24 protein-coding genes are annotated in these 26,955 nt (G+C 66.7%); 14 read left to right on the forward strand and 10 right to left on the reverse strand.

The genetic code is table 11. The features are described from left to right. Positions 1-71 precede the first annotated feature (71 nt). Both AC1DRE_RS01080 and AC1DRE_RS01085 read left to right on the forward strand, forming a co-directional pair. Positions 72-1,985 (forward strand): amylosucrase, encoded by a 1,914-nt coding sequence (locus tag AC1DRE_RS01080; protein WP_476982951.1) that lies wholly within the window; start codon positions 72-74, stop codon positions 1,983-1,985. A 54-nt stretch (positions 1,986-2,039) separates the two neighbouring features. Further along, the gene (locus tag AC1DRE_RS01085; RefSeq protein WP_476982952.1) at positions 2,040-2,750 is read left to right on the forward strand and encodes an alpha/beta hydrolase family protein; all 711 of its coding nucleotides are present in this window, start codon (positions 2,040-2,042) and stop codon (positions 2,748-2,750) included. A gap of 20 nt (positions 2,751-2,770) precedes the next feature. Here AC1DRE_RS01085 and AC1DRE_RS01090 read toward each other — a convergent pair whose 3' ends face one another. The 3 genes from AC1DRE_RS01090 to AC1DRE_RS01100 all read right to left on the reverse strand — a co-directional run bounded on the left by AC1DRE_RS01090 (position 2,771) and on the right by AC1DRE_RS01100 (position 5,981). After that, positions 2,771-4,951: an elongation factor G-like protein EF-G2 gene (locus AC1DRE_RS01090; protein WP_476982953.1), complete on the reverse strand. Its 2,181-nt coding sequence runs from the start codon at positions 4,949-4,951 to the stop codon at positions 2,771-2,773. A gap of 112 nt (positions 4,952-5,063) precedes the next feature. Next, a complete protein-coding gene (locus tag AC1DRE_RS01095) occupies positions 5,064-5,216 on the reverse strand; it encodes a hypothetical protein (protein WP_476982954.1) in 153 nt (50 codons plus the stop codon). A 150-nt stretch (positions 5,217-5,366) separates the two neighbouring features. Further along, complete coding sequence (locus AC1DRE_RS01100; protein WP_476982955.1) at positions 5,367-5,981, reverse strand: PadR family transcriptional regulator; 615 nt, start codon at positions 5,979-5,981, stop codon at positions 5,367-5,369. Between the two features lie 239 nt (positions 5,982-6,220). Here AC1DRE_RS01100 and AC1DRE_RS01105 point away from each other — a divergent pair, with 239 nt between their 5' ends. Continuing rightward, complete coding sequence (locus AC1DRE_RS01105) at positions 6,221-7,150, forward strand: methyltransferase family protein (protein WP_476982956.1); 930 nt, start codon at positions 6,221-6,223, stop codon at positions 7,148-7,150. Between the two features lie 5 nt (positions 7,151-7,155). Here the strand turns inward: AC1DRE_RS01105 and hrpB are convergent, their stop codons facing one another. Then, complete coding sequence (gene hrpB, locus AC1DRE_RS01110; protein WP_476982957.1) at positions 7,156-9,825, reverse strand: ATP-dependent helicase HrpB; 2,670 nt, start codon at positions 9,823-9,825, stop codon at positions 7,156-7,158. A 175-nt stretch (positions 9,826-10,000) separates the two neighbouring features. Further along, positions 10,001-10,465 carry an iron chaperone gene (locus AC1DRE_RS01115; protein WP_476982958.1) on the reverse strand — a complete coding sequence of 155 codons (465 nt, stop codon included), beginning with the start codon at positions 10,463-10,465 and terminating at the stop codon, positions 10,001-10,003. A gap of 109 nt (positions 10,466-10,574) precedes the next feature. Here AC1DRE_RS01115 and AC1DRE_RS01120 point away from each other — a divergent pair, with 109 nt between their 5' ends. Next, positions 10,575-11,027, forward strand: a complete 453-nt coding sequence (locus AC1DRE_RS01120) for a DUF5956 family protein (RefSeq protein ID WP_476982959.1) — start codon at positions 10,575-10,577, stop codon at positions 11,025-11,027. A gap of 348 nt (positions 11,028-11,375) precedes the next feature. Continuing rightward, positions 11,376-12,029, forward strand: coding sequence for a class I SAM-dependent DNA methyltransferase (locus AC1DRE_RS01125; protein ID WP_476982960.1), 654 nt, complete (start codon positions 11,376-11,378; stop codon positions 12,027-12,029). Between the two features lie 204 nt (positions 12,030-12,233). On the opposite strand, the gene AC1DRE_RS01130 is transcribed toward AC1DRE_RS01125, so the two are convergent. Continuing rightward, on the reverse strand, positions 12,234-12,512 hold the full coding sequence (locus tag AC1DRE_RS01130; RefSeq protein ID WP_476982961.1) for a hypothetical protein: 279 nt from the start codon (positions 12,510-12,512) through the stop codon (positions 12,234-12,236). Between the two features lie 126 nt (positions 12,513-12,638). Between AC1DRE_RS01130 and AC1DRE_RS01135 the strand changes: the two genes are divergently transcribed. Further along, positions 12,639-13,496, forward strand: coding sequence for an SDR family oxidoreductase (locus AC1DRE_RS01135; protein ID WP_476982962.1), 858 nt, complete (start codon positions 12,639-12,641; stop codon positions 13,494-13,496). Positions 13,497-13,577: 81 nt separating this feature from the next. Next, positions 13,578-14,162 carry a hypothetical protein gene (locus tag AC1DRE_RS01140; RefSeq protein WP_476982963.1) on the forward strand — a complete coding sequence of 195 codons (585 nt, stop codon included), beginning with the start codon at positions 13,578-13,580 and terminating at the stop codon, positions 14,160-14,162. Positions 14,163-14,203: 41 nt separating this feature from the next. Here the strand turns inward: AC1DRE_RS01140 and AC1DRE_RS01145 are convergent, their stop codons facing one another. Then, on the reverse strand, positions 14,204-15,088 hold the full coding sequence (locus tag AC1DRE_RS01145; protein WP_476982964.1) for a helix-turn-helix transcriptional regulator: 885 nt from the start codon (positions 15,086-15,088) through the stop codon (positions 14,204-14,206). Between the two features lie 195 nt (positions 15,089-15,283). On the opposite strand from AC1DRE_RS01145, the gene AC1DRE_RS01150 reads away from it, so the two are divergent. Beyond that, positions 15,284-16,282, forward strand: a complete 999-nt coding sequence (locus tag AC1DRE_RS01150; protein WP_476982965.1) for an aldo/keto reductase — start codon at positions 15,284-15,286, stop codon at positions 16,280-16,282. On the opposite strand, the gene AC1DRE_RS01155 is transcribed toward AC1DRE_RS01150, so the two are convergent. Further along, on the reverse strand, positions 16,279-16,554 hold the full coding sequence (locus AC1DRE_RS01155; RefSeq protein WP_476983326.1) for a dihydrofolate reductase family protein: 276 nt from the start codon (positions 16,552-16,554) through the stop codon (positions 16,279-16,281). The genes AC1DRE_RS01150 and AC1DRE_RS01155 overlap by 4 nt on opposite strands. A gap of 22 nt (positions 16,555-16,576) precedes the next feature. Then, entirely contained in the window at positions 16,577-17,284 is a 708-nt protein-coding gene (locus AC1DRE_RS01160) for a FadR/GntR family transcriptional regulator (RefSeq protein WP_476982966.1), read from the reverse strand. Between the two features lie 130 nt (positions 17,285-17,414). Between AC1DRE_RS01160 and AC1DRE_RS01165 the strand changes: the two genes are divergently transcribed. The 3 genes from AC1DRE_RS01165 to AC1DRE_RS01175 are packed head-to-tail and all read left to right on the forward strand — an operon-like array spanning position 17,415 to position 21,651. Beyond that, positions 17,415-18,821 (forward strand): SLC13 family permease, encoded by a 1,407-nt coding sequence (locus AC1DRE_RS01165; protein WP_476982967.1) that lies wholly within the window; start codon positions 17,415-17,417, stop codon positions 18,819-18,821. A gap of 56 nt (positions 18,822-18,877) precedes the next feature. After that, the gene (locus tag AC1DRE_RS01170; protein WP_476982968.1) at positions 18,878-20,131 is read left to right on the forward strand and encodes a CaiB/BaiF CoA transferase family protein; all 1,254 of its coding nucleotides are present in this window, start codon (positions 18,878-18,880) and stop codon (positions 20,129-20,131) included. Positions 20,132-20,133: 2 nt separating this feature from the next. Then, positions 20,134-21,651, forward strand: a complete 1,518-nt coding sequence (locus AC1DRE_RS01175; protein WP_476982969.1) for a carboxyl transferase domain-containing protein — start codon at positions 20,134-20,136, stop codon at positions 21,649-21,651. 35 nt (positions 21,652-21,686) lie between these two features. Here the strand turns inward: AC1DRE_RS01175 and AC1DRE_RS01180 are convergent, their stop codons facing one another. Next, the gene (locus tag AC1DRE_RS01180; RefSeq protein ID WP_476982970.1) at positions 21,687-22,895 is read right to left on the reverse strand and encodes an alanine racemase; all 1,209 of its coding nucleotides are present in this window, start codon (positions 22,893-22,895) and stop codon (positions 21,687-21,689) included. A 178-nt stretch (positions 22,896-23,073) separates the two neighbouring features. On the opposite strand from AC1DRE_RS01180, the gene AC1DRE_RS01185 reads away from it, so the two are divergent. From AC1DRE_RS01185 to dctA, 3 genes are all read left to right on the forward strand, one after another. Further along, positions 23,074-23,982 carry a LysR family transcriptional regulator gene (locus AC1DRE_RS01185; RefSeq protein ID WP_476982971.1) on the forward strand — a complete coding sequence of 303 codons (909 nt, stop codon included), beginning with the start codon at positions 23,074-23,076 and terminating at the stop codon, positions 23,980-23,982. A gap of 171 nt (positions 23,983-24,153) precedes the next feature. Then, a complete protein-coding gene (locus AC1DRE_RS01190; RefSeq protein WP_476982972.1) occupies positions 24,154-25,251 on the forward strand; it encodes a tartrate dehydrogenase in 1,098 nt (365 codons plus the stop codon). Between the two features lie 147 nt (positions 25,252-25,398). Continuing rightward, positions 25,399-26,847: a C4-dicarboxylate transporter DctA gene (dctA, locus tag AC1DRE_RS01195; protein ID WP_476982973.1), complete on the forward strand. Its 1,449-nt coding sequence runs from the start codon at positions 25,399-25,401 to the stop codon at positions 26,845-26,847. Positions 26,848-26,955: the final 108 nt, after the last annotated feature.

A 26,955-nucleotide genomic window follows, 5' to 3' on the forward strand; every position in this document is an offset into this window, starting at 1 on the left:
CCCGTCTGTAAGGTTGTGAACGGACCGGACGCCGCACGGCTCCCGGCAAAACGTCGAAGGAGACCCGTTCCATGGTTGAAGCCGCTGGTGTGGACCAGGCAGCGAGGCAGCATGCACTGGGTGCCCTGGGCGCCCAGCCGGATCTCATGCCACGGGGGCGGGACACCGCCGAATTCCAGCAGCGCTTCGACCGCCATTTCCCCGCCCTGCACCGGCTCTTCCAGTCCCTGTACGGCTCACGCCCGGACTTCCAGGACCAGCTGACTGCGCTTGTCCTCCAGGCCGCCCGCTCCTGGAACGAACGCCCGGCGGACCTGAAGGCATTGGATGCGGAACGGGAGAACAACACCGGCTGGTTCCAGTCAAACAGCATGCTGGGCGGCGTCTGCTACGTGGACCGGTATGCGGAGGATCTTGAAGGAGTCCGTTCCCGGATCCCCTATTTCAAAGAGCTCGGCCTCACGTATTTGCATCTCATGCCCCTGTTTCTGGCACCCGAACCGCATTCCGACGGCGGCTATGCGGTCTCCAGCTACCGTGACGTGAACCCGAAACTTGGCACCATGGAGCAGCTGCGCGAGCTGGCGGCCGAGTTGCGGGAGAACGGCATCAGCCTTGTGGTGGACTTCATTTTCAACCACACCTCGGATGAGCATGACTGGGCCAGGAGTGCTGCCGAAGGCGACCCCGAGTTCAGTGATTACTACTGGATCTATCCGGACCGGACCATGCCGGACGCCTTCGAACAACACGTGCGGGAGATCTTCCCGGACGACCACCCCGGTTCGTTCGTGCAACTCCCTGACGGACGGTGGGTCTGGGCCACGTTCCACACCTACCAGTGGGACCTGAACTACTCCAATCCGGACGTCTTCCGGGCCATGGCCGGAGAGATGCTCTTCCTGGCCAACCAGGGGGTGGAGATACTTCGGATGGACGCCGTGGCCTTCATCTGGAAGCAGCTCGGAACGCCGTGCGAGAACCTCCCGGAGGCCCACACGCTGCTGCAGGCCTTCAACGCCGTCTGCCGGCTCGCCGCGCCGTCACTGCTCTTCAAGTCCGAGGCGATCGTCCACCCGGACGACGTTGCCCTGTACATCGATCCGGCAGAGTGCCAGCTTTCGTACAACCCGCTGCAGATGGCACTGATCTGGGAGGCCATGGCCACCCGCGACGTATCCCTGCTGTCGCAGGCACTGGAGCGTCGGCACAACCTCCCGGCAGGCACGGCATGGGTGAACTACGTGCGGAGCCATGACGACATTGGCTGGACATTTGCTGACGAGGACGCCGCGGAACTGGGCATCAACGGCTTCGACCACCGCCGCTTCCTCAATTCCTTCTACGTCAACCGCTTCCCGGGCAGCTTCGCCCGCGGCGTTCCGTTCCAGGACAACCCGCGGACGGGTGACTGCCGGATTTCAGGCACGACGGCGTCGCTCTGCGGGCTGGAGGACGGTTCTGCCGAGTCAGTCCGCAGGATCCTTCTGGCGCATTCCGTCACCGTCAGCACCGGCGGGGTCCCGCTGCTCTACCTGGGCGATGAAGTGGCGCAGCTCAACGACTACGCGTACGCCCTCGAGGAAGGCCACGGCGCGGACAGCCGATGGGTGCACCGGCCGCACTACCCTGCTGAGAGGTACGCGAAGCGCCACGATCAGTCGATTCCTGAAGGAGCCGTCTTTGAAGGCCTGCGGTACATGATCGCCGCACGGTCCCGAACTCCCGAATTCGCCGGGACCAAACTGGTCCATTTCGACACGAAGAACCGGGCTGTGTTGGGCTACCAGCGGCCCGGGGACCGAACCCACATCCTGGTCCTCGCCAACTTCAGCGACGCAGACCAAAAAGTCACCGCTGAAACTCTCTCCGGATTCGCTGCCGAGGCGGTAAACATCCTGACCGGCAAGCCGGTGCGCATCGGCGAAGGGTTTGTGCTCAAGCCGCAGGAGTTCGTCTGGCTGCGGGTCAGGGGTGCTGCCTAGGCCTTTCGGCCCTCTGTGTGCCGACTGTGCGTGGAGATCCGGCATCATTGACTCATGCCCGTACCCGAGTCCCCCGTAACCATCAGCGTCGGCGATATCCAGGTCTCCGGCCTCTACGCCCGGCCGGACAACCCGTTCGCCACGCTCGTCCTTGCCCACGGTGCCGGCGCCGGCATGGAGCACCCCTTCATGGTGGGCTTCACCCAGGCGTTGAACGACGACGGCGTGGCCACCTTTCGCTTCAACTTTCCCTACCGCGAGGCCGGCCGGAAGTTCCCGGACCGGCCGCCCCTTGCGATAGCCACGTGGCGCGCAGCCATGGAGGAGGCCTCAGCCAGGGCGGCCGCGCACTCCGACACCGGGCCGGTGTGGGCGGCGGGCAAGTCCTTCGGCGGACGCATGGCCTCGATGGCCGTCGCCGAAGGAATGCCGGCGGCCGGGCTCGTCTACCTGGGGTACCCGCTGCATCCCCCGGGCAAACCGGAGAAACTGCGTGATGAGCACCTGTACGGCCTGACCCTCCCGATGCTGTTCCTGCAGGGGACGCGGGACACGTTTGCCACGCCTGAACTGCTGGAGGGCGTGGTTGCCCGGATCGGGCCCACTGCCACGCTTCACTGGTACGACGGCGGCGACCATTCGTTTGCGGTCGCGGGCAAAAAGCGGAGCGCCGACGAGATCGGTGCGTCCGCGGCAGCGCCGGTCGCGGCCTACCTACGCTCGCAGGCTGCGAGCCCTCAGGGGCTAGGAAACGCCGGGGACTAGGAAACTCCTGGCGAGCAAGTTCATTGCCGCGGCGCCGTGTGGGCCATGTTCGGAGGCAGCGGCTCGTGGCGCAGGTAGGTGCGCCGAAAGCGGCCGGTGCCCGCCGTCAGTGCCCGGAGTTCCACCGCGTAGCGCAGCAGTTCCTGTTCCGGTATCTCTGCGCTGATCTCAGTGCCGCTCCCGTCGGCCGAGTCGGTTCCCGTCAGCCGCCCGCGCCGGGAGGACAGATCGCTCATCACCGCTCCCACGTAGTCGTCAGAGACACTGATGGTCACTGCCAGGACGGGTTCGAGGAGCTGGATCCGGCCCGCGGCGGCGGCTTCACGCAACGCCAGGGCCCCTGCCGCCTGGAAAGCCGCATCGGAAGAGTCCACGCTGTGCGCCTTGCCGCCGGTCAGCGTCACACGGATGTCCACCACGGGGAACCCTGCTGACACGCCCTTCTGCATCTGGGCCCGGACGCCCTTCTCCACGGAACTGATGTACTGCCCCGGGATGACCCCGCCCACCGTCTTGTCAACAAACTCGAAGCCCGCACCTCGGTCGAGGGGCTCGACGTCGATGTCGCAGATGGCGTACTGTCCGTGGCCGCCGGACTGCTTGACGTGCCGGCCGTGGCCCGACGCCGGTGCCACGAACGTCTCCCGCAGCGGGGTAATCACGGCCACGGTCTGCAGCTTGACCCCTTGGTCCCGCAGCCTGTCCAGCACCACTTCGCCGTGGGCTTCGCCCATGCACCACAGGATCAGCTGGTGGGTTTCGGGGTTCCGTTCCACGCGCAGCGTCGGATCACCGGCTGCCACCTTTCCGAGGCTCTTGGCGAGGGCATCCTCATCACTGCGCGATGCTGCCTCGACGGCCAAGGGCATCAGCGGCTCCGGCATGTCCCACGAAACCACCAGCAGCGGTGTTTCCTTGGCGGACACGGTATCGCCTGTCTCTGCGCTGGCCAGCTTGGCGATCGCGCAGATGTCCCCGGCCACGCAATACGGAACCGGCCTCAGGCTGGACCCCACCGGTGAGTAGAGGTGCGTGAGGCGTTCGTCGCTGTCGTGGTCCTCGTGGCCGCGCTCGGACAGCCCCCTCCCGCTGACGTGCACGGCGGAATCCTCCCGCAGCGTGCCGGAGAAGACCCGTACCAGGCAGACGCGGCCCAGGAACGGGTCGATCGTGGTCCGCACCACCTCGCCGGCCAGCGGACCCGCAGGATCGCAGGCCAGCGGGGCTGCAGGTGCACCCGAAAGGCTGGTCACCTGCGGCAGGCTGCGCTCTAGGGGAGAGGGAAATGCGTGGGTCAGCATTTCCAGGAGTTCAGCCATGCCCAGGCCCGTCTCGGCGGAGGAGGCCAGCACGGGGAAGAATGTGCCCCGGGCGACGGCGGTCTCCAGATCGCTGACCAGGGCGTCGACGTCGATCTCCTCGCCGCCGAGGTAACGGTCCATCAGGGTCTCGTCCTCGCTCTCCGAGATGATCCCCTCGATGAGGGTGCCGCGTGCGGCGTCAGCGGCAGCGAGTTCATCCGGGCCGGCCGGCCGCACGTTTGGCGTCGGGGAACCGGCGGAATAGTCCGAAACTGTTTGCGAAAGCAGTCCCAGCAGCCCGGTGGTGGCGTCCCCGGTGCGCACGGGGAGATAGGCCGGCACCACCGAGTCTCCGAACGCCCGCTGGCAGGCGGCAACGGCCGCCTCGAAATTCGCGCGCGGGTGGTCCAGCCGGCTGATTACCACCGCCCGGGGCATCCCCACCTGGTCGCATTCAGCCCAGAGTGCCGTGGTGGCGGCATCGATGTCTTCGATGGCCGAGACGACGAACAGGGCCGCGTCCGCGCCCCGGAGTCCCGCCCGGAGTTCACCGGTGAAGTCGCCGTAGCCGGGTGTATCGAGAAGGTTGACCTTGATGCCCTCCACCACCAGTGGGGCTACGGAGAGCACCACCGAGCGCTGTTGGTGCACCTCGGAGGGCTCGGCGTCGCTGACCGTGGTGCCGTCCTCGATCGAACCTTTCCGTGAGATGACGCCGGTTGCTGCCAGCAGTGCTTCCAGCAGCATGGTCTTTCCCGCACCGGAGTGGCCTACGAGGACTACATTGCGGACTTTCTCCGGTGCATCGGCGGGAGCCCCGGCGGCGGTGTCGGCCCGTCGGGAATCAGAGGTGCCGCGGGCCGGGCTCTTGGCCCGGCCATTTGTGCCTTTTACCGACATGAGCAACTCCAGGCGTCTTAGTCGTGAGCCGCCGCGCGGCCTATGTAAGACGATTCGACACCCTGAGGCTGCCGAACTTCAAGAGGAACACGTGTCGCCCTTGTCCGGACGGCTAGGGTTCGTCGTGCCACCACCCTTCCCAGGGAGTGGATGAGAGCTGGCCGCTCGGGAAGACACCCATGGAGCCGGCCCCGCCGAGGTGAGGGTCCTTGTCCTTCCAGCCGGCATGAAGGGAGAGTGTCATAGTGCTCAAAAGCGTCATCATGGTATGTCCTTTCGTTCGCTGCGTGGACTCCGCTGTCCAGGTAGGAATGAGCGTAGCTGGGGAATGTTTCGCCGCCTCGACACAACGTTTCCGGTGTGTATCAGTTACCTCACATGGCCACGTCGGGCTTTCTGCATCTTCCCTCCGCGGTCACTCCGCGAGGATGAGGTACAGGGCACGGCGGGCTTCATCGATCTTTTCGACGGCAGCCAGGCGCTGTTCGTCGGTAGCCGCGACCCTGAACTGATGAATGACGCCCATGAGCTTCCCCACGCTCTGATGAAAAACCGGCACCGCGCCCTCTGGATCGGTGTTCCAGGCATTGCCAAGCTCCTCGGCGTGTTCGGCCACGTAGGCCTTGCCGGCATCGGTGAGCGTGAACTCAGTGCGCCGGCCCTCACCAACCGGTGTGATGAGGTCTTCGTCGACGAGCTGCTGGAGTGTCGGGTAAACGGACCCCGGGCTGGGACGCCAGGCCCCGGAGGTTTTTTCCGCGATTGTCCTGATCAGCCCGTATCCGTTGGATGGGGCTTCGGCGAGCAGGGAAAGAATGGCGGCGCGAACGTCGCCCCTGTTGGCGCGGCGCGGGCCGCCGGGGCCAAAGCCGGGCCCGAACCCCGGACCGAAGCCGGGCCCGAACCCCGCCCCAAAGCCGCGTCCGAACCCACCGCCGCCGTGGCCGTGGGGTCCTCGGCGGCTCCGGCCGCGCTCGAAACGACCCCGTTCCGGGCCGTTGTCTGCAAATTTGTCGTGAATGCCTTTCATGGTGGCATCGTCCTTTCGGGTACATCTGTCGCCGACCACCGGCGATACTTAACGATATATCGCTAAGTATCGCCGGTCAATGATTCTGCCGCAATAGACTGCAGCGCCCGAATGAGCGGCATGAATGGCCGAATTCGGTAGGCTGAGGCCAACATTGTCTTCGGCTCAAACAGTGCCAGTCCTGGAACTGGGAAGTGGCAGCCCGAAGAATTCCATCGACGAGCCGACAGGGACTGCTGATGTTTGGGGTTAAGTCGGCGACGCGGCTGGTTCGGTGGGGTCGCGCATATTTCGCTGTCCAAGCGATTGCCGGTTTCGCCTGGTGGACCGCGGTATTCCTGTCGCCCGTGGTGCGCCAGGCGACCCTGGGTCACCTCGACCCGGCAACGGTCGCGGCCGTCGATATTCCACTGTTCGTCATGGCTTCGGCCGGGGCAGCATGCGGCGTCAAGGCCGCCGCGGTCGTGAGTACAGGTTGGACCGGCGCTGTCTGTATCGCACTGGCGGTATACGCCACCGTCACAACCGAAGCGGGCTGGGGCGTACTAACCATGGGTGCTGCCACCGCAGGTTCGCTGATCGCCCTCTGCCTCGTCTTGCTGGGACGTGTACCGACCGCGTGGATCATCCGCGGTCCGTTCGCCTTCCATCCCGCCAACCGCCGCCCGACCGCCGCGACCCACGTGGCTTCAACATTCGGGCAAATCGTCCTCTTCTGGGGGTTCTTCCTGGTGGTGATTCCGCTGGCCATAGCGGTTCTCGAACAGCGCTGGAGGGTCGCGCTCCCGTTTCCATCGTTCGCTGGTCCTGTGGGTGCCGCGCTTCTCGTACTTGCCAGCGCACTTGGCGTCTCGTCGGCAGTAGTGATGTCGACACAGGGCGATGGCACCCCGTTGCCATCGGCGATGCCGAACCGTCTGGTCATCGCAGGTCCGTATCGCTGGATTCGTAATCCAATGGCCGCCTCCGGCATTGTCCAGGGCACCGCGGTGGGCTTCATCCTGCAGTCCTGGCTCGTTGTCGCCTACGCGGTCCTGGGCTCGCTCGTGTGGAACTACGTCGTCAGGCCGCTCGAGGAATCCGACCTCAAGAAACGCTTCGGCAAAGAATTCCAGCAGTACTGCGACACAGTGCGCTGCTGGATCCCTCGTGTGCCGAAGGCCGGATGACCGCCCTACATCCGGTTCTTGGTCCGCGCAGTCGCCGGCGCAGTCCATGGGTCCTCCGGCCAGGGATGCTTCGGGTAGCGGCCACGCATCTCGGCCCGCACCTGCGCGTAGGGCCCGGACCAGAAGGAGGCGAGGTCATCCGTCACCGCAAGCGGCCGCCGCGCCGGCGACAGGAGATGGAACAGGACCGGGACCCTGCCACCTGCCAACCGCGGTGTGTCGGTCCAGCCGAAGCACTCCTGGAGTTTGACCGCCACGACCGGCCGGCCGTCGTCGTGCTCTGCGTCCGGGTAGTCGATCCTGACCCGCGAGCCGCTCGGCACCTCCAGCGCCTCCGGTGCCAGTTCCCCCAGCCGGGCGGCGTCCGGCCACGGCAGCAGCCGGCGCAGCGGATCGGTGAGGTCGACGCCGGCTGTGGCGGCCCCGCCGGCAAGCGCTGCGAGCTCAGGAGCCAGCCAGTCGTCAAGCCGGGACAGCAGCGCCGCCTCGGAAACGTCCGGCCACGGATCGCCCAGTTCCCGGTGCAACAGCGCGAGACGGCGGCGCAGGGCGTCCGCCGCCGTCGACCAGCCAATGGTTCCCAGCCCTTCCTTGGCCAGCGCCCTGGCCACGGCCGCCCGTCCCTCCGTGGCCGACGGCCGCACCGGCGTCGACGCGAGCATGATAGCGCCCAGCCGGCGTTCCCGGCGGGCCGTGACCCGTCCCTGGGTGAAGCCGGCTTCCACGGCCTCACTCAGCAGGTGCCGGGCTGCGGCCTCCGCCGTATCAGCGGTCAGCGGCGCCGCGGACCGGATGACGGCGCCGGTTCCGGCAGCATCGCGGCCTTCCGCGCGGGCCACCTCCGCGACTGCCAGCCATTCGTACCCGGCCAACGGGCTGCCTGCCGGAAGGCCCGCCCGGGTGCCGGAAGACAGCAGGTACTGCGCCCCTGCGCCGGGAACGCGGCGCGCCACGCGGTCGGGAAACGCCAGGCCAACGACGAACCCGACGGACTCCGCGGCGGTCACCGGCGGAACGGTTTGGGAACGTTCGACGGCGGCATCCTGCTTGCGGACGATCGCCTCCATCCGCCGGACGTCCTCCTTCCAGCGCCGGGCCGCCGGGTCCTTGCCCGACCGCAGGGCGGCCAGCAGGCGCGTCAGGTCGGCGCCCGGAGCGCGCTGGTCACCGGACACGACCGCGACCGTCTCCGCCGCGGTTCGGTGGCCGACGGTTGCGGCGCCGTCCAGCAGGGCTCGGGCTAACCTGGGATCGGCGGGGATCCTGGCCAGGGTCTTACCCATATCCGTGGCGAGGCCGTCCGGTCCGACGGCACCCAGCTCGCGGAGAACTTCGACAGCCTCATTTATCGCCGCCGCGGGCGGGGCGTCGGGAAGGGCCAGGCCGCGGCCGCCGGGCGATCCCCAGCAGGCAAGGACCAGTGCTGCGCCAGTAAGGTCAGCCACCGCGATTTCCGGTGTCTGGTGGGCCGGGGCGGCACCGAAGCTCTTGTGGTCGTAGCAACGGACTACCCTGCCCGGGCCCTGGCGGGCGGCCCGCCCGGCACGCTGTTCGGCGGAGGCCCGGGAGCAGGACACGGTGACGAGGCCGGACATGCCGCGGTTCGTGTCGCGGCGCGGTTCCCGGGACAGGCCGGAGTCAACCACCAGGCGGACTCCCGGGACGGTCAGGGAGGATTCGGCGAGCGCGGTGGAAACGATAATCCGGGCACGTCCGCCAGGCTCCCGCCCGGAGACGGCACGGTCCTGTTCGGCCGGGCTTGCCTGGCCGTGAAGCTCCAGTACTTCGGCGGCCACGCGGCTCCGCAGGCGGGCGGCGACGTGCGAAACTTCCCAGGCGCCGGGGACAAACACCAGGGCGTCCACACCTGCGTCCGCGGCAAGCGCCTCCGCGTGTGACGCCGCAGCCGTGTCCGCCACGTGGTCAAGGAAACCCCGGGTCACTCCCCGGGTGTCCAACCGCGCTGCCGCTGCCGGCGCCCACTCCGTTTCCAGGGGGTACAGCGCGGACGGACAGTCGACGACGGGCGCCGGCCCGCCGTCGTCGTGGTTCCCGCCGTGCCCCGAGCCGATCAGGGCGGCGAAGCGGGGTGCGTCCAGCGTCGCGGACATGGCGACGAGCGTGAGGTCGCCACGCAGCTCGCGGACCTCCGCGAGCATGCCGAGGAGCAGGTCGGTCTCGAGCCCGCGTTCGTGGACCTCGTCGAGGATCACTGCGTCCACGGTCTCCAGCCCCGGATCCGCGAGGAGACGCTGCAGCAGGATGCCGGGCGTGACGAACTCGATCATGGTGCCGGCACCGCAGACCCGCTCACCGCGGACGGTGTAACCGATGCGGTCCCCGAGGCGGCTCCCGTCCAGGGCAGCCAGGCGGCGCGCGGCCGAGCGGGCGGCGACGCGGCGGGGCTGGGTCACGACGACGCGCGGACCGCGGCCCACCGTTCTATCTGGCGCAACCGCTGAGGCGGCCATGTTGGCGAGCAACGGCGGAACCAGGGTGGTCTTGCCTGTGCCCGGAGGTGCCTGGACTACGGCGGTCCCGGCAGTGCCTCCCGCACCCAGGGCCTCGGTCAGCTTCCCCAGCGACTCGGCAAACGCCAGGCCCGCGCCGATGACACCCAGGTCGAAGGGTCCGATGGGGCGTGCGGCTGCCGGAGGGGGGAACGAAGAAGTCACGCCTCCATTGTGCTTCAATAGCGGCATGCCACCCGTCTGGTCTTTGCGGCAATGGCCTGGGCAGCGCGGTCCTGCGCCATGTAATGACGTCGAAACGGGATCACCGGCCGTTCCGGCTCAACGTCCTGCAAGGCAGCCCGGCGGCTAATCGCCCGTCAAATGGTGCACCCAGACCTCAGCTGACGGCCTTCTTCAGGAGCTCACTGATCCTTGCCTCATCGGCGGCGGTCAGCTCCGTAAGGGCATACGCGGCCGGCCACATGGTGCCGTCGTCGAGATTCGCCGAGTCGTTGAAGCCCAGCGTTGAGTACCGTGTCTTGAATTTATGCGAGCTTTGGAAGAAGCAGACCACCTTGCCGTCCTTGGCGTAGGCGGGCATCCCATACCAGGTTTTCGGCGTGAGCTCCGGTGCGCTGGCCTTGACGAGGGCATGAAGCCGCTCGGCAATGAGGCGGTCGGATTCGGGCATCTCGGCGATCTTCTCGAGAACCTCACTTTCCCCGTCAGCTTTGGCGCCGCGCGGTCCGCGGCGGGCCGCCTTCTTGAGTTCCTGCGCGCGCTCCTTCATCGCGGCCCGTTCGTCCTCCTCGAATCCGCCGTACGTTGTGGTGCCTGTGCCTGAATTTTCCGTGTCCTTCATTGCGGGTTCCTTCCTAGGGAGCTGATGCGAACACCCTAATGCTAGGGAGCGGCCGCGGTGGTTGCTTCTTCAGAGCTGCTCGACGTTCCGGGGCAATAGAGTATCGGGCATGGACCACGATCCCTGGGCATGCGCTGAACTTGCCGAAGCTCCCGCCGGCTGGATCCTCGCCACGGAGAACGGGTGGGGCGCCTTGGTTGTGTGGGCGGCAGGGCAGGGCAACTTTGTGCGCGTCCGCGCGGCTGCCGGCGATCGGTACGGCAGGGGCGTCCATCGGCTCCAGAACGGGAGCGAACGATTGGAAACGTTCGTCCTGACTGAAGCTGATTTGGAATCGATCGATGACGACATCGATTCGTACCTCGCCGATGCCGAACTTCCTCCCAGACCCCGGGGCTACGACTGGTTTATCCGTCGGCCGCCGAACACGGACCCGGGAGAGGACGCCTTCTGGGGCGCCGTCTGGGCCGCAGCCACGGCAACGCTTCGCCACGATGCTGTGCACCCGTCGACGTTGAAAGGCCTCGCCAAAGAAGCGCTGGCCCACCTGTATCTGGGCTAGGGCTGTAATGGCGTGGTTGCCGTCTTTGCGCAAAGGATCATTAGCCCGCGGGCTAGGGTTGCATTATGGATCTGCTCATTGTGCTGGTGGTCGTGCTGGGTTTTCCGGCGCTGCTTGCCTGCCTCTGGTGTTGGGTTTCGTGGAGGAACCGGCGCAGCGGTGTGTGGCGCGGTGCTACCAGTGGAATGTTGGGCATTGCTGACGAGGTCTTCCGTCCGCAGACCCACTACGCCCGGCAGGTACACATAGTCCAGCAAGGACTCCGCGCCCCCGCCCCGGCTCCCGGCGATTGTCCGCATTCCGGCGACAGCGGGAACTGAACTCAGCACCCCGCGGTAGCCTTGCCGGATGCATGTTGATGACCACCTTGCCAACGTCCGGTCGGCCTACGACACGGTGGCGGAGAGCTACGCGCGGTTGTTGCCTGATGCCAGTTTCGAGACACCGGCGGACCGCGGGATGATCGAGGCTTTCGCCGGTTACGTGAAGGAAGAAAATGCCGGGCCCGTGCTTGACGCGGGCTGCGGAGCGGGCCGGATGGCCGGTTTGCTGTCCGGCCTGGGAGTCGACGTGTCAGGAATCGATGTCTCCGCCGGCATGGTGGAGGTGGCCCGGAGGACGTATCCCGGGCTCCGCTTCGAAGTGGCTGGGCTCAGGAACCTTCCCTATCCGGATATGCACTTGGGCGGAGTTTTCGCCTGGTACTCCGTCATCCATCTGGCCCCCGGCGATCTCCCGGGCGTGTTCACCGAGTTCTTCCGGGTCCTCTCGCCCGGAGGCTATGCAATGATCAGTTTCCAGGTGGGCGACGGCCCTCGACACATAACCCGCGCCTACGGGCATGACGTGGCCATGGACGCCCAGCTCTTCCCGCCCGCGGCCGTCATCGACCGCCTGACCGACGCCGGATTCACCATGGTTGCCCAGATGTCACGTGAACCCGGACCCCGCGAGAAGTCACCCCAGGCAGTTATCCTCGCTCAGCGGCCGGCCAGGCATTAGCTCCGGCACAGTCCCATTGACAGGAAAAGTCTCCGCCCCCTACTGTTCAGGGAAGCTTTCTGTTAGCGCTAACAACAGTGCCCTCCCGACGTCGGCCTTTCCCTTGGACAGCATTCGCCTCCTCACCGCGGTGGACGCCGATGGAAGTGTTTGCACAGTTCTGCTGGAACCGTTCGCCGGCATCCATTACGAGCGGTACACGGTCTACTGGCCCACCGGCCCGCCCCGGGAGCGTCTCGCGGAGCTTGTGGCACTGGACGATGCAGCCGCCGCGACCTTCGGCTCAACGGGTCGGTGCTGGCGGGCCCGGTCAGGTCCGGGCGGGACGGCGACGAAGTGGTTACCGACTTCGCCATCCCCGGTCAGCTCCACGACGGCGGCCGGCTGGTTTTCGCCGTTCATGCGAAGCCGGATTGCACCACCGGAGACCTGCTGTCCGTCCAGCTCCTGAAGACCGGGTGATCCGGCAAAATCATTCTCCATTGCTTACCTGAAGGTGCCTATTGCACTTCAAAGTGCGTGATCGGGAGACGGAATTGTTCCCCTTCGAGGCAGGTTGGCCATTACGGAAGGCGCCGATCCGGGCGTCCGGAAATCAAGGAGAATCACATGTCCATCGTTATTGCGGGAGCCACCGGCCAGCTGGGACGACTCGTCGTCGGGGAATTGCTGCAACGCGGCGTACCGGCCGGGCAGATTGTGGCCGGCGGCAGGTCTGCCGAACAGCTTGCGGACCTGGCGGGATTCGGTGTCAGGACCGCATCGGTTGACTACAACGATCCGGCCAGCGTTGACTCGGCGTTGAGCGACGGTGACACCCTGCTGCTGATTTCCGGCAACGATATCCAGAACCGCACAGCACAGCATGAAACCGTCATCGACGCGGCCGTGCGGGCCAAGGTTGCCCACATCCTGTACACCAGCGTGCTGGCGGCCGACAGCACGCCAATCATTCTTGCCCCGGACCATGTGAAGGCCGAGGAGTACATCCGTGCCAGCGGTCTTCCGTTCACCTTCCTGCGCAACGGCTGGTATACGGAGAACTATGCTGCTGCGCTGGCCGCCGCGCGCGAGACCGGAACGCTGCTGGGGAGCGCCGGCGAGGGGCGGGTGGCCAGCGCCACCCGTGCGGACTACGCCGCTGCCATCGCCGCCGTCCTGACCACCCCGGGGCATGAAGGCCGGGTTTACGAACTGTCCGGGGACTACGCCTGGACCTACGAGGAGCTGGCGTCAGCCTTCTCCACCGTCCTGGGGCGCACCGTCAGCTATGACTCCGTGAGTTCGGCGGAGCACGCCAGCGCACTGGAGGCTGCAGGCCTCGACCCGGCAACCGCCGGTTTCCTTGCCGCCCTGGACGGAAACATCCGGGAGGATGCCCTGGCCCTGACCACCGGCGACCTCGCACGGCTCGCCGGGCGGCCCACGACTCCCCTGCTGGACGGCTTGCGGCCGCTCGCCGTGTGACCCGGCCCGTGGGCGAACTGGCGACCCTTGGCGGATAATGGCATCCAGAGCCAGATGTCAGCGCGGTCAGGAGGGGCCGGAATGGAGACAATTCCGCGCATCACGGTGGAATCGCCGGTGCTCAGCATCGGATCCGGCCCCTCGGACTACGAGGCACTTGGCAGCTATGTCCGTGGCCTGCGCAGGCAGCGGGGACTGCACCTGACCCTGCTGCATCTCGGGGTCCTGGCCGATTTCGCCCGGGACGTCTCGGAATGGACCACGGGCGTTACGAGTGTTGCCGCTGCCGCCCGCAGCACGTCAGCCTGGGTGCAGGGGCTGCCCGTGCTGGATGGCTTTTCCGGAAGCGCTGAACGGCTGATCACCCTGGGCGGTGGCAGCGTGGCCGGGCTGGACGTCACTGTCCCGGAACACGTGCACAACTATCAGGTCGCCCTGGTGCAGGCCCTCCACGAACTCCTGGACGGGTTGCTGGTGGACAGTGTGGACGACTTCATCCTCAGCTCACGTGCCCTTGGCTACCGGTCCCCGCACTGGACACCTCACGTCGCCGTGGGCAGCCCGAAAACACGGGGCGGCGGAGTCTGGGAAATTGAACCCCTGGCAATCCGGTTCGGCGAATCACGGATCAGGAACAGCCAGTTCCTGCCGGGTGCGGACCAGTAAAGTTCGCGGCCCGCGCGCGTCACCCTGCCCCTGCTGCGTCCCTAGGGTGTCCTTTCTGACGCCGGGACGGGCTGTTCGCCGGCGGTGGTCGCGGCCCAGCTTGCGAGCAGTTTCAGGCGCTCGTCACTGGCAGAACCGGGTTCGGCCGTGTAGGCGAACATGGTCCAGCCCGGGTTGGCGGGCAGTTCCATGACTTCGTACGTGAGTTCAAGGTCCCCCACCGCCGGGTGGTGAAGCTGCTTCACCCCGGTGCGGTGGAACCGGACGTTGTGGGCGGCCCAGCGCATGCGGAATTCGTCACTCCGGGTGGCGAGTTCCCCGATCAGGTCGGTGAGGTTCTTGTCGTGCGGCCGCTGGCCGGCATAGCTGCGGAGGATGGCCACGACGTCGTTAGCCACCTGCTCCCAATGAGGGTAGAAGGAGCGCGACTCCGGATTGAGGAACACGAAGCGGGCACTGTTGGCGGGCCGCACCGGATCAGCCAGGATCGGCGCGTAGAGCGCACGGCCAAGGGCGTTGGAGGCAATGAAGTCCAGCCGATCGTTGCGGATCCAGGCGGGGGCGCCCGTGACGGCGTCCAGGAACCGCTGCACGCCGGGGCGCACCTGTTCCGGCGGCGCCGGACGACGACGGCGGGCCGGCCGCTGCTGCGCGGCCCGGGCCAGGTCGAAGAGATGGGCGGTTTCTGCCTCGTCCAGCCGCAATGCGTGGGCAATGGCTTCCAATACCTCGTCCGAAACCCCGGTGAGGTTCCCGCGCTCCAGCCGGGCGTAGTAATCCACACTGACGGAGGCCAGGGTGGCGACTTCTTCCCGACGCAGGCCGGGCACACGACGGTTGGTGCCCACGATCAGGTTGACTTGCTCAGGAGTCACTTTGGCCCGGCGGGACCGGAGGAATTCACGTACATCGCTTTGCCTATCCATGCATTCAGGCTACGTCCCGGGGACGCGTCGGCGGGAGGTCCTGCCAGTACACCCTTCGCGGCGGTGGCTGCTGAAGGGTGGTCTGGCAGTACGTGGAACAGCAGGCCCTCCCGCGCCCGGGCCCGGGGTGGTGATCTTGATTAGGCGGCTCCGCCAATAGGGGCACCAGTCAACAGAGCGACAGGAGCACGAGCAATGGATAAGCGCACTTTAGGTACCAGCGGCCTGGAGGTCTCCGCCATCGGGCTGGGCTGCATGAGCATGACCGGCGGTTACAGCGACAGGCCGGACCGGCAGGAAATGATCTCCCTGATCCGAACCGCCGTGGAGCGCGGCGTGACGTTCTTCGACACTGCCGAAATCTACGGTCCCTACGCCAACGAGGAACTCGTCGGCGAGGCGCTCGCCCCGTACCGGGGCAAGGTGGTGATCGCCACGAAGTTCGGATGGGACATCGATCCGATCGAACGCCGGCCCGGCGGCGGGGTGGACAGCCGTCCCGACGTCATCAAGCGCGTTGTCGAGGGCTCCCTAAGGCGGCTGGGCGTAGACGCCATCGACCTCTACTACCAGCACCGCGTCGACCCGGACGTGCCCATCGAGGACGTCGCGGGTGCGGTCAAGGAGCTCATCGAAGCCGGCAAGGTGAAGCACTTCGGGATGTCAGAAGCCGCCGCCGGGACAATCCGCCGGGCCCACGCGGTCCTGCCGGTCACGGCCGTCCAGAGTGAGTACTCATTGTGGTGGCGGCGCCCCGAACTGGAGGTACTGGCGGCGTGCGAGGAACTGGGGATCGGCTTCGTGCCGTACAGTCCACTCGGCAAAGGCTTCCTCACCGGCACCATCACCGCCGCAACCACTTTCGACGCCGGCAATGACATCCGCAGCACCATCCCCCGGTTCGCGCCCGAAGCGCTCCGGCACAACGAAGCCGTCGTCGACCTGCTCGCTGGCCTCGCCCAACGCAAAGGCGCCACCCCCGGCCAGATCGCACTGGCCTGGCTCCTGGCGCGCAAGCCCTGGATCGTCCCGATCCCCGGCACGCGGAAACTCCACCGGCTGGAGGAGAACATCGGCGCTGCCGACGTCGAACTGACGGCCGGGGAACTCGCGGAGATCGAGGAGGCCGCATCCAAAATCCAGGTGGCGGGCGGACGCTACAACGAAGCCGCCGAGCGGATGACAAACCTCTAGGACATCAGGGAGCCGAGCGAATATTCGAGCTCCATCAGCCCGGCATCGTAAGTCTTCGCGCTCAGCAGGCTAAGGAGCGTGGGTTCCTGGCCGGCAGGGAACACGCCCCGGCCCGCGCCGATGGCGATGGGCATGACCACGAGCCGCACGCCGTCAACTTCACCGGCCGCAAAGAAAGCCTGGCTCAGGGCGAGGCTGCCCCAGAGCACAATGGTGCCCCCGCCCTCGCCCTTGATGCGGCGGATCGCCTCAACCGCGTCCCCGGATTCGATGGCCGTAAATTCGTTCGCGAGCCTAGGAGTTCTTCAGCAGGGCCACATCGGAGACGAGGTCGATGTGCTCCAGCATCGCCGCGGAAGCCGCGGCTGAGTCACGAGCCCGGATGGCCTCGGCGATCTTCCGGTGGGAGGCGAGGGACTGCTCCGGGCGGCCCGGCTGTCCGAGCGACTCAAGGCGGGTTTCCAGGACCATTCCGGCAATGAACGTCATCAGCTGCGCCAGCACTGCGGAGTGCGCGGCGGCGGTCACGGCCTGGTGGAACAGCTCGTCGCCGTGCGCACCCCGGCCGCCCGAGGCAACCTCCTCGGCCATTGCCTCCAGCGCCTTGTCGATGGCCTTCATGTCCTCCTTGGTGCGTCTCACTGCCGCCAGCTCGGCAAGCTTGACCTCGAGGGTGCTGCGCGCCTCCACGATCTCCGGCAGCCGGCTGCGGTGCTCGCGCAGCCCCTTGATCACGGACGGGACATTGGGACGGTAGACCAGCACTGCACCGGTGCCGTGCTGGACGTCGATCACCCCAAGAACCTCCAGCGCCACCAGAGCCTGGGCCAGGGTGGCGCGCGAAACCCCCAGCCGCTCGGCCAGCTCGCGCTCAGCAGGCAGGGTGTCCCCGGGACCCAGTTGGGCAGCCTCGATGAAGTCCATGAGCTGCTCCACGAGCTGCTCATAGAGCCGGGGCCGCGAAACGCGGGTAATCTGCCGGGTTGCCGTCTGCTTAGCCATCTGCGTCCTTTCGAGAAGGTCCTAAATCCCAAGAGTACCGGAGAACTATTGACAGAGACACCTAGTGTCTAGGAGGCTAGGCCACTAAGCCAATCAATTTTTTCCCACCATCCGATCCGGAGGAACAAAGATGTCCGCTCCCGTCCTGTCCATCATCATCCTGGCGGTGATGTTCCTGCTAGCCACGGTGCTCCCGCTCAACATGGGCGCACTGGCCTTCGTCGGCGCATTCCTGCTGGGTTCGGTTGTGCTGGGGATGTCCACCAATGACATCCTGGCCAACTTCCCCGGCGGACTGTTTCTGACGATCGTCGGGGTCACCTACCTGTTTGCCATAGCGCAGAACAACGGCACCATCGACCTGATGGTCCGGGGCGCTGTCCGGATGGTCGGCAGCAAGGTGGCCCTGATCCCGTGGATCATGTTCGCGATCACCGCGGTCATCACGGCTGTCGGCGCACTCTCGCCCGCGGCAGTCGCCATCATCGCGCCGATCGCGCTCAGCTTCGCGGCCAAGCACAAAATCAACCCGCTCATGATGGGCATGATGGTGATCCACGGCGCGCAGGCCGGCGGCTTCTCCCCCATCGCTGTTTACGGCGTCACCGTCAACGGCATCATTGCCAAGACGGAACTGCAAGCCAGCCCCATGGCGATCTTCCTGGCCAGCTTCTTCTTCAACCTGGCTATTGCACTGGTGCTGTTCTTTGTTCTCGGCGGCACCAAGTCCGGCTCCTCCGCAGGCGGAAGCCTGGTGGAACAGGCCGCCGAAAAGCGCATGGCCATGAGCGTGGGAGCCCGCATCGCCGGCGTCACCCTGCAGGGTTCCGGTACGGACATTTCCTCCGCCCGCGTCTCCTCCAAAGGCACGTCAGGCTCCGCTGCGCAGTCCGGCAACGGTTCTTCCACCACCGGCCAGCCGGCCGGAACAGCCCGCGCCTCCGTTCCCCAGCTCGTGACGATCCTCGGCCTGATCGCCCTGGCAGTGATTTCGCTGGGCTTCAAGGTGGACGTCGGCTTCGTCTCCATCACCATCGCCATGGTCCTGGCCCTGGTTTCCCCGGACGCCCAGAAAGGCGCCGTCAACAAAATCAGCTGGTCCACGGTCCTCCTCCTCTGCGGCATGCTCACCTTCGTGGGCGTCCTCGAAGAGGCCGGCACCATCAAATTCGTTTCCGACGGCGTGGCCCAGCTGGGCATGCCGCTGCTGGCGGCCCTGCTGATCTGCTACATCGGCGCCGTTGTCTCCGCTTTCGCCTCCTCCACCGCCATCCTGGCCGCCCTCATCCCCCTGGCGGTGCCCTTCCTGGCCTCCGGGGAAATCGGCGCCGTCGGGGTCATTGCCGCCCTTGCCGTGGCCTCCACCATCGTTGATGTCTCCCCGTTCTCCACCAACGGCGCCCTGGTGCTGGCCAACGCACCCGAAGACGTGGATAAGGACAGGTTCTACAAACAGATCCTGGCCTACAGCGGCATCGTCGTCGTCGCCGGACCGGCCATCGCCTGGCTGGTCATGGTGGTCCCCGGCTGGCTGTAAGCGGCCAGCGACCAAGAGCAGCACCCCGGGTACCTACAAGCTACAGAAGGAACACCATGCAGAGCACTGAATCCACTCCCCACGCAGAGGGTCCGCTGTCCGGCTACCTCGTGGTGGACCTGAGCCGCGCCCTGGCCGGCCCGCACGCAGGCATGATGCTTGCCGACCTCGGCGCCCGGGTCATCAAGGTGGAGAACCCCGGCACCGGGGACGACACCCGCGGCTGGGGCCCGCCCTTCGTCGGGCCGGAAGACGATCCGCAGGCGACCTATTTCCTGTCCTGCAACCGGAACAAGGAATCCATCGCCCTGGACCTGAAGAGCGACGACGGGCGGACAGTCCTGCGCGAACTGCTGGAACGCGCCGACGTCGTCATCGAGAACTTCCGCCCCGGGGTCCTGGACCGGCTCGGCTTTTCCGCGGCGGAAATGCACGCGCTGAACCCGGCACTGGTGATCCTGTCCATCACCGGATTCGGACACGACGGGCCGGAATCCCGGCGCAGCGGCTACGACCAGATCCTGCAGGGCGAAGCCGGCCTGATGTCCCTGACCGGCTCCGGCCCGGACGATCCCCAGCGGGTGGGCGTTCCGATCGCCGACCTGCTGTCCGGGATGTACGGTGCATTCGGCGCCCTCGCCGCGCTGCTCCAGCGCGAGCGGACCGGGCGGGGGCAGATCGTCCGCACGTCCCTGCTCGCGGCCCTCATCGGGGTGCACGCGTTCCAGGGCACCAGGGCCACCGTGGCCGGTGAAACGCCCAAGGCACAGGGCAACCACCACCCCTCCATCGCCCCCTATGGCCTGTTCCACTGCCGGCAAGGACGCGTGCAGATCAGCGTGGGCAGCGAAAAACTGTGGAAGACGTTCGCGTCCACGTTTGGAATCGACGCCTCCCGGCCGGAATTCACCACCAACGCGGACCGGGTGCGCAACCGCGAGAAGGTCATCGAGGAGGTCGAGCACGCCTTCGCCGACTTCGAGGCCGGGCCGCTGCTCGCCAAACTCAACGAGGCGGGCATCCCGGCCGGCAAGGTCCGCACCCTGGACGAGGTTTACGCCTGGGAACAGGTCCACTCACAGGGGCTGGTGATCGACGTCGACCACAAAATCCTGGGTACCGTCACCCTGCCCGGGCCGCCGCTGCGGTTCTTCAGCACAGCCGACACCACGGAAACCACCCTGAAAGCGCACAGCGCCCCGCCTCTACTGGACCAGGACGGGGAGCAGATCCGGCAGTGGCTCGGCCTGCTTCCCGCTGGCGCTGGCGCCGGCGTCAGCCCCGCCGGGGCGGGACAGGAAAGGCGCTGACCATGCTGACAGAACAAAAGGCCAGGCACCTGGACGCCACCGAACTCATCACTGCCGTGCTCGATCCGGGCTCCTACCGGAGCTGGGACGACCCGGTTGTGGATCCCGATCCGGGTCCCGAGTACCGGCAGGAACTGGCGGCCGCACGCGCCAAAACCGGTGTGGATGAATCCGTCCTCACCGGCGAAGGCCTCATCCGCGGCCGGCGCGTGGCCGTGATCGTCAGCGAATTCCGTTTCCTCGCCGGTTCCATCGGGCTCGCCGCAGCGGAACGCATCGTCACCGCCGTCGAACGGGCAACCCGGGAGGGCCTGCCGCTCCTGGCGGGCCCGGCGTCGGGCGGCACCCGCATGCAGGAAGGAACCATCGCGTTCCTGTCCATGGTGAAAATCAGTGCGGCCGTCCGCGCGCACCGTCAGGCCGGACTGCCCTACCTCGTCTACCTGCGGCACCCCACCACGGGAGGAGTCATGGCGTCGTGGGGATCCCTTGGCCACATCACCGTGGCCGAACCCGGGGCCCTGCTCGGCTTCCTCGGCCCCCGCGTCTACGAGGCGCTCCATGGCACGCCGTTTCCGGAGAACGTCCAGGTCGCCGAAAACCTGTTCGACAGAGGCCTGATCGACGCGGTGGTCCCGCCCTCGCAACTGTCCGACGTCGTCGACCGCGCCCTGGGCATCCTGGTCACCGGCGCGCACCAGCGGCCTGTGCCGCCGAAGACCCTTTCGGTCAAACCGTCCGACGCCGGCGCCTGGGAATCGATCGGAATCTCCCGGAACCTGCGACGGCCGGACCTGCGCCAGTTGCTCGCCTACGGAGCCCGGGATGTGCTGCCGCTCAACGGCACCGGACAGGGGGAAAAGGATCCCGGCCTGCAGCTTGCCCTGGCCCGCTTCGGCCAGGAATCCTGCGTGGTCATCGGCCACACCCGGCCCCGGCCCTCGCAGCAAACAGCGATGGGACCGGCATCCCTCCGTGAGGCCCGGCGCGGCATGCGCCTCGCCGAGGAACTCGGACTGCCGCTGCTGACCGTCATCGACACCGGCGGTGCGGCCCTCTCCAAGGAAGCCGAAGAAGGCGGGCTCGCGGGCGAGATCGCCCGGTCCCTGCACGATCTCATCGGGCTGGCCTCCCCCACCGTGTCCGTGCTTCTTGGCCAAGGCGCCGGCGGCGGGGCACTGGCCCTCCTGCCCGCGGACCGCACCATCGCGGCCCAGCATGCCTGGCTCTCCCCGCTCCCGCCTGAAGGCGCCAGCGCCATCGTCCACCGGAACACAGACTTCGCACCCGCCATGTCCCAAACCCAGGGCGTCCACGTCGCGGCCCTGCACGCCAACGGACTCGTTGAACACATCGTGGACGAACGCCCCGACGCCTCACATGAAGCAAAAGCGTTCTGCCGGCGGATGGGTCAGGCCATCGAATACGAACTCGCCACCCTGTCCGACGCCGGAATCGCCACGCTACTGCCGCAGCGGCTGGCAAAATACCGGAGCCTGGGCGGCCTCATCGGCGGGTGATTACCGGGCGCGGTACTCCGCATCCCTGCTGTGGCTCACCACCGGGCCGCGGCGAGGGACGACCGGTGGAAATCCGTGTGCCACACGCCAATATCCCGGCCGGTTCCGTCGGTGAGAACGTATTCGGGCCAGCGGTCGAACGCGGAGCAGGGGTGGGATATCCCGAAGTCCACCACATCCGTAACGTCCAGGCCGCTCACTCCGGTGAGGACCGTGTGATGGTCGAAGAGATTGCGCACAACAGCGGTTGCCCCATCCTTCGGTGCGCCGTCAGCGGCCTGTACCGACAGGACCACCGGCAGCCCGGCGTCGTAGGGAAGATCCCGCTTACCGGCGCCGACTACGGCCATCCCGCTCTCGGGGGTGGACAGCACAACAGCTCGGACTGTCAGTGCCGGAAGGAGGCCGGGCACGGGGCTGACGCTGGCGTACGTGCCGTGATCGTGGGTGACGTAGCAGCCAGATCGGAGGATCCTCCGTGTTCCGGGCACCTGGCTCCCGTCGGGGAGGTATTCCGCCACGCGGTCCGGGAAAGCTGACCCGCCCATGGAGTAGATGGGCGCCGGCGTCTCATAGAACCGGGCGACTTCCAGATACACGTCCCGCACCAGCCGGCAGTGCCGGTCCACGGCCGCGATCGTCTCTTCGGCCCTGCTGTTGGGCACGACGCCTTCGTAACCGGCAACGCCAACGAGCCGGAGTCCGGGCGCTGCGCGGACCAGCTCAGCGATGCGGACAGCCTCCTGGAGGCTGCGGATCCCAGTGCGCCCGCCGGGCGTTCCGACGTCGAGGAGCACTTCAAGGGCGGCGCCCGCTTCGGCGTCGAAGACCTGGGCTGCCGCCCCGACTCCGACAGCAGAGTCCACGAAGCAGCGGATTTCCCGCCCCGAATCTTCCTCCAGCCAGCTGCGGAGGCGTGTCAGGCCCAACCGGTCGACGACCTCATTGGCGATAAGGACATGCCGGTGTCCCCAGGCGAGAGCAGAAGCGGTTTGGTCCACAGTGGCCACGGTTACGCCCACGGCCCCGGCAGCCACCTGCCGGGCGATGATCGGCGCGGACATGGTCGTCTTCACGTGCGGCACGAGGTCCACATGCCGTTCCTGGCACCAGGACGCCATCACACGGATGTTGTTTTCGAGGGCATCACTGTTAAGCCGCAGCTGTGGATAGGCCGGGGCAGCGGCGGCGGGTGCCGCGGCGTCCCCATCACGTTCGCTGTGGGGTTGGATCGGGCTGCTCATGGGGCTCCTTTGCCGTTACGGGGCGGGCCCGCTCTCCGGATGCGTCAGAGGGGCCGGCTGGACGCTGCGTTGATTCTTTCATAGGCGTAGGCTGTCTATGCTTCAGCGCGGCGCGCATGGCTCCCGCCGGGCCGTTACGCGGGAAGCCCACAAGGACCGAATCGCGAGAGGGGCTGGCGTGGACACGCGGAAGCTGAAGTATTTCCTGGCCGTTGTTGACCATGACGGATTCAACCGCGCGGCAGAACACCTGCTGATCGCCCAACCTTCGCTGTCCCAGACCATCGCGGGGTTGGAGAAGGACCTCGGCGTGCCGCTCTTCCACCGCATCGGCCGCCGGGCGGTCCTCAGCGAAGCAGGCAGGGAACTCATCGGGCCGGCCCGCCTCGTGATGCGCGACCTCGATGCCGCGCAGTCCGCGGTACAGGCATTGCGGGGTGTGCGCAGCGGCCGCCTGGACATCATCACCATGCCCTCGCCCGGGATTGAGCCGCTCACCTCGATGATCGCCAGGTTCACCAGTCTCCATCCCTCGGTCCGGCTCAATGTCAGCGCCGCGTTCACGCCCGAGGAAGTCATCGAATCCGTCCGCACGGGGAGCACCGAAATCGGCCTTGCCGGCTCCTCGACGCCCATCAGGGTCCCGGGCGTGCAGGTCCTCGAGCTGGAGCGCCAGCCGCTGATCCTGATCGTGAACCCCCAGGCCGACACCTTCATCCCAGGAACGTCCATCCAGCGGGAGGACCTCGGCGGGCACCGGCTGATCGCCAGCCAGCGCGGATCCCTGATGCGGTGGCTGGTGGACGATGCGCTGGCGCGCGGCGTCAACACGGAGATCGTCGTCGAGGTGGCCCACCGGACCTCCATCCTGCCGTTGGTGCTCGCCGGAGTGGGACATGCGGTGATGCCGTCCTCCTGGGCACCCACCGCGCACAAGGCCGGGCTGCGCACGGTGCTCATCGAACCCGTATCCCACCTTGATGTTGCCATCCTGAGCCGGAAGGAGGACCTGACTCCGGCGGCCCGGGCGTTCCTGAAAGTGGCGGAGCTGCACTCACATGACAAGCCCGATCCATTGCTCCGCTAGCGCCGTTTTGGGCCCAGGAAAGGGCGCTTGCGGAGCAATCGATGGGAGATCGATAGGCTGAACCTATTTGCCGCATCGGATCTTGGTCTTGGACGCCCGAGAGGGGCTGGCCGTCTACTTGAAGAGGAAGGCAGTGTGACGCTGCTAACAGACTCAACGAGGAGGTAGGCCATGAGCGCCGCCCAGAAATTCAGCATCGCTTCAATCCCCGCAGACGGCGTCGGCAAGGAGGTCGTCTCCGCCGGCCGCCGCGTCCTGGACGCGCTGGCAGAGAACTCCGGCGGCAAGTTCGCCTTCGAGTGGACCGAGTTCCCGTGGGGCTGCGGCTACTACGAAAAGACCGGCCAGATGATGGATCCCAAGGGCCTTGAAACCCTGAAGGACTTCGACGCGATCTACTTCGGCGCCGTCGGCTGGGAGAACGTCCCGGACCACATCAGCCTCTGGGGCCTGCGCCTGAACATCACGCAGAACTTTGACCAGTGGGCCAACATCCGTCCCGTAAAGTTTCTCCCGGGCATCCAGTCCCCGCTCCGCAAGGCCGACAACACCGAGCTTGACTGGATCGTTGTCCGCGAGAACAGCGAAGGCGAATACGCCGGACTGGGCGGACGCAACCTCAGCGGCCGCGGACCCGGCAACGAGGTCGCCCTGCAGACCGCCCTGTTCACCGAAAAGGGCTGCGAGCGCATCATGCGCTTCGCGTTCGACCTCGCCCGGACCCGGACGGTCAAGAAGGTCTCGTCCGTGACGAAGTCCAACGCCCAGCAGTACGGCATGGTCCTCTGGGACGAAACGTTCCAGCGTGTGGCCCTGGACTACCCGGACGTGGCGACTGAAAGCGTCCTGGTCGATGCCATGAGCGCGAAGTTCATCCTGCACCCCGAGGACCTGTCCGTCGTCGTGGCCTCAAACCTGAACGCCGACATCCTCTCCGATCTGGGCTCCGCGCTGGCCGGCAGCCTGGGCCTGGCGGCCAGCGCCAACCTGAACCCGGAACGCCGCTTCCCGTCCATGTTCGAACCGGTCCACGGCTCCGCCCCTGACATTGCGGGCAAGGGCATCAGCAACCCGATCGGTGCGATCGCCAGTGCGGCCCTGATGCTGGACCACTTCGGCCTGCACGAGGAAGCCCGCCTGGTCGAGGCCGCCATCGAACAGACCACAGCTGCCGGATACCTGACCCGCGACGTCGGCGGCGAAGCCAACACCGATGACGTCACCGAGGCAATCATCCAGGCCCTCACCCACACCCTGGCCGCCGTCTAGCCGGAACGCGCGACCAGCCGGGACAAACCCCTGCGGTCAGTAGATAGCCCGGAGTGGACGGCGGTTCAACACACCGCCGCCGTCCACAACGTCATGCTCCCATTCATCAAGCACCCTCCAGTTACATTCCACAACGAGGTAGGAATCATGGACCACATCACCACCGCCGGCTCGGCCGTCCCAGCCACGACGCAGCCGGCCCCCAAGACACGCTGGTACAAGCAGCTGTACTTCTGGGTACTGACCGCCATTCTCGTCGGCATTCTCGTCGGCTGGCTCGCACCGACCGCCGGCATCGCCATGGAACCCATCGGCACCACCTTCGTGAACTCGATGAAGATGCTCATCGGCCCCATCGTGTTCCTGACCATCGTGGGCGGCATCGCCAGCGTCGCGGACCTGAAAAAGGTCGGCATGACCGGGCTGAAAGCCCTCACGTACTTCCAGGTCGGCACCATCTTCGCGATGATCTTCGGCCTCGTCGCCATCAACGTCTTCCGTCTTGGTGAAGGCGTCAACGCTGACGCCAGCACCATCAAGACCACCGAGTCCGCCGCCAAGCTCATCGACGCCGGCCAGCACCAGGAGTGGTGGCAGTTCCTCACCCACATCATCCCCAACAGCATCGTCGGCCCCTTCGTGGAAGGTGACATCCTCCAGATCATCTTCATCGCCGTCGTCTTCGGCATCGCCCTGAACGCCATGGGCAAGGTCGGCGCCCCGGTCCTGGACGGCGTGCAGCGCCTGACCGGCGTGATGTTCAAGATCCTGGGCTTCATCATGAAGGCTGCCCCGCTGGGCGCCTTCGGTGCCATGGCCTTCGCTGTCGGGAAGTACGGAGTCTCCTCGCTCACCAGCATGGGCGGCCTCATCTCCCTGTTCTACGTCACCTCCATCCTGTTCGTTGTGGTGGTCCTCGGTTCCGTCATGGCCTTCCTGAAGCTGAACATCTTCAAGATGATCCGCCACCTCAAAGAGGAGTACATGCTCATCCTGGGCACCTCCACTGCCGAACCGGCCCTCCCCGGCCTGATGCGCAAGCTCGAGCACGCCGGCGTCAAGAAGGAAACCGTCGGGCTTGTCGTTCCCACCGGCTACAGCTTCAACCTCGACGGCGCCGCCATCTACCTCTCGCTGGCAGCCCTCTACATCGCCCAGGCCACCAACACCGACCTGACCATCGGCCAGCAGCTCGGCCTCCTCGCCGTCATGCTGCTGACCTCCAAGGGCGCGGCCGGCGTCGCCGGCGGCGGCTTCATCGCCCTGACCGCCACGCTGACCACGATCGGCACCATCCCCGCCGCAGGCATCATGCTCATCTTCGGGATCGACAAGTTCATGTCCGAATGCCGGGCCCTGGTGAACTTCACCGGCAACGCCGTGGCGACCCTGTTTATCGCCTGGTGGGACCGCACCCTGGACGCGGACCGGGCCCGCCGGGTCTTCAACGGCGAGGTTGTGGAACCGATGCCGGCAGAGGACGCCATCCACCTCGACGAGGTCACGGATATCGACGAGGATCTGGCCGAATACGGCCACCACACGCCCAAGCACCCCGCAACTGACCGCCGTCCCGCCTACTCGGAATCCAGCTGAGCGGACAGTCATCTGCCAGCGGCAGCAGAAACGCCCGTCCGGGGTTACCCAGGCGGGCGTTTCTGCTTGCCCGCGGAAGCCGGGAGCAAGCAGAAGCGTGACGCGGGC

It is taken from the genome of Arthrobacter sp. P4_H3, assembly GCF_056400885.1.

Excerpts from the sequence above, each read along its gene's own strand:
- AC1DRE_RS01080 (WP_476982951.1), top strand. The coding sequence starts at position 72 with ATGGTTGAAGCCGCTGGTGTGGACCAGGCAGCGAGGCAGCATGCACTG.
- AC1DRE_RS01085 (WP_476982952.1), top strand. The coding sequence starts at position 2,040 with ATGCCCGTACCCGAGTCCCCCGTAACCATCAGCGTCGGCGATATCCAG.
- AC1DRE_RS01090 (WP_476982953.1), bottom strand. The coding sequence starts at position 4,951 with ATGTCGGTAAAAGGCACAAATGGCCGGGCCAAGAGCCCGGCCCGCGGC.
- AC1DRE_RS01095 (WP_476982954.1), bottom strand. The coding sequence starts at position 5,216 with ATGATGACGCTTTTGAGCACTATGACACTCTCCCTTCATGCCGGCTGG.
- AC1DRE_RS01100 (WP_476982955.1), bottom strand. The coding sequence starts at position 5,981 with ATGAAAGGCATTCACGACAAATTTGCAGACAACGGCCCGGAACGGGGT.
- AC1DRE_RS01105 (WP_476982956.1), top strand. The coding sequence starts at position 6,221 with ATGTTTGGGGTTAAGTCGGCGACGCGGCTGGTTCGGTGGGGTCGCGCA.
- AC1DRE_RS01115 (WP_476982958.1), bottom strand. The coding sequence starts at position 10,465 with ATGAAGGACACGGAAAATTCAGGCACAGGCACCACAACGTACGGCGGA.
- AC1DRE_RS01120 (WP_476982959.1), top strand. The coding sequence starts at position 10,575 with ATGGACCACGATCCCTGGGCATGCGCTGAACTTGCCGAAGCTCCCGCC.
- AC1DRE_RS01125 (WP_476982960.1), top strand. The coding sequence starts at position 11,376 with ATGCATGTTGATGACCACCTTGCCAACGTCCGGTCGGCCTACGACACG.
- AC1DRE_RS01130 (WP_476982961.1), bottom strand. The coding sequence starts at position 12,512 with ATGGAGAATGATTTTGCCGGATCACCCGGTCTTCAGGAGCTGGACGGA.
- AC1DRE_RS01135 (WP_476982962.1), top strand. The coding sequence starts at position 12,639 with ATGTCCATCGTTATTGCGGGAGCCACCGGCCAGCTGGGACGACTCGTC.
- AC1DRE_RS01140 (WP_476982963.1), top strand. The coding sequence starts at position 13,578 with ATGGAGACAATTCCGCGCATCACGGTGGAATCGCCGGTGCTCAGCATC.
- AC1DRE_RS01145 (WP_476982964.1), bottom strand. The coding sequence starts at position 15,088 with ATGGATAGGCAAAGCGATGTACGTGAATTCCTCCGGTCCCGCCGGGCC.
- AC1DRE_RS01150 (WP_476982965.1), top strand. The coding sequence starts at position 15,284 with ATGGATAAGCGCACTTTAGGTACCAGCGGCCTGGAGGTCTCCGCCATC.
- AC1DRE_RS01160 (WP_476982966.1), bottom strand. The coding sequence starts at position 17,284 with ATGGCTAAGCAGACGGCAACCCGGCAGATTACCCGCGTTTCGCGGCCC.
- AC1DRE_RS01165 (WP_476982967.1), top strand. The coding sequence starts at position 17,415 with ATGTCCGCTCCCGTCCTGTCCATCATCATCCTGGCGGTGATGTTCCTG.
- AC1DRE_RS01170 (WP_476982968.1), top strand. The coding sequence starts at position 18,878 with ATGCAGAGCACTGAATCCACTCCCCACGCAGAGGGTCCGCTGTCCGGC.
- AC1DRE_RS01175 (WP_476982969.1), top strand. The coding sequence starts at position 20,134 with ATGCTGACAGAACAAAAGGCCAGGCACCTGGACGCCACCGAACTCATC.
- AC1DRE_RS01180 (WP_476982970.1), bottom strand. The coding sequence starts at position 22,895 with ATGAGCAGCCCGATCCAACCCCACAGCGAACGTGATGGGGACGCCGCG.
- AC1DRE_RS01190 (WP_476982972.1), top strand. The coding sequence starts at position 24,154 with ATGAGCGCCGCCCAGAAATTCAGCATCGCTTCAATCCCCGCAGACGGC.
- dctA (WP_476982973.1), top strand. The coding sequence starts at position 25,399 with ATGGACCACATCACCACCGCCGGCTCGGCCGTCCCAGCCACGACGCAG.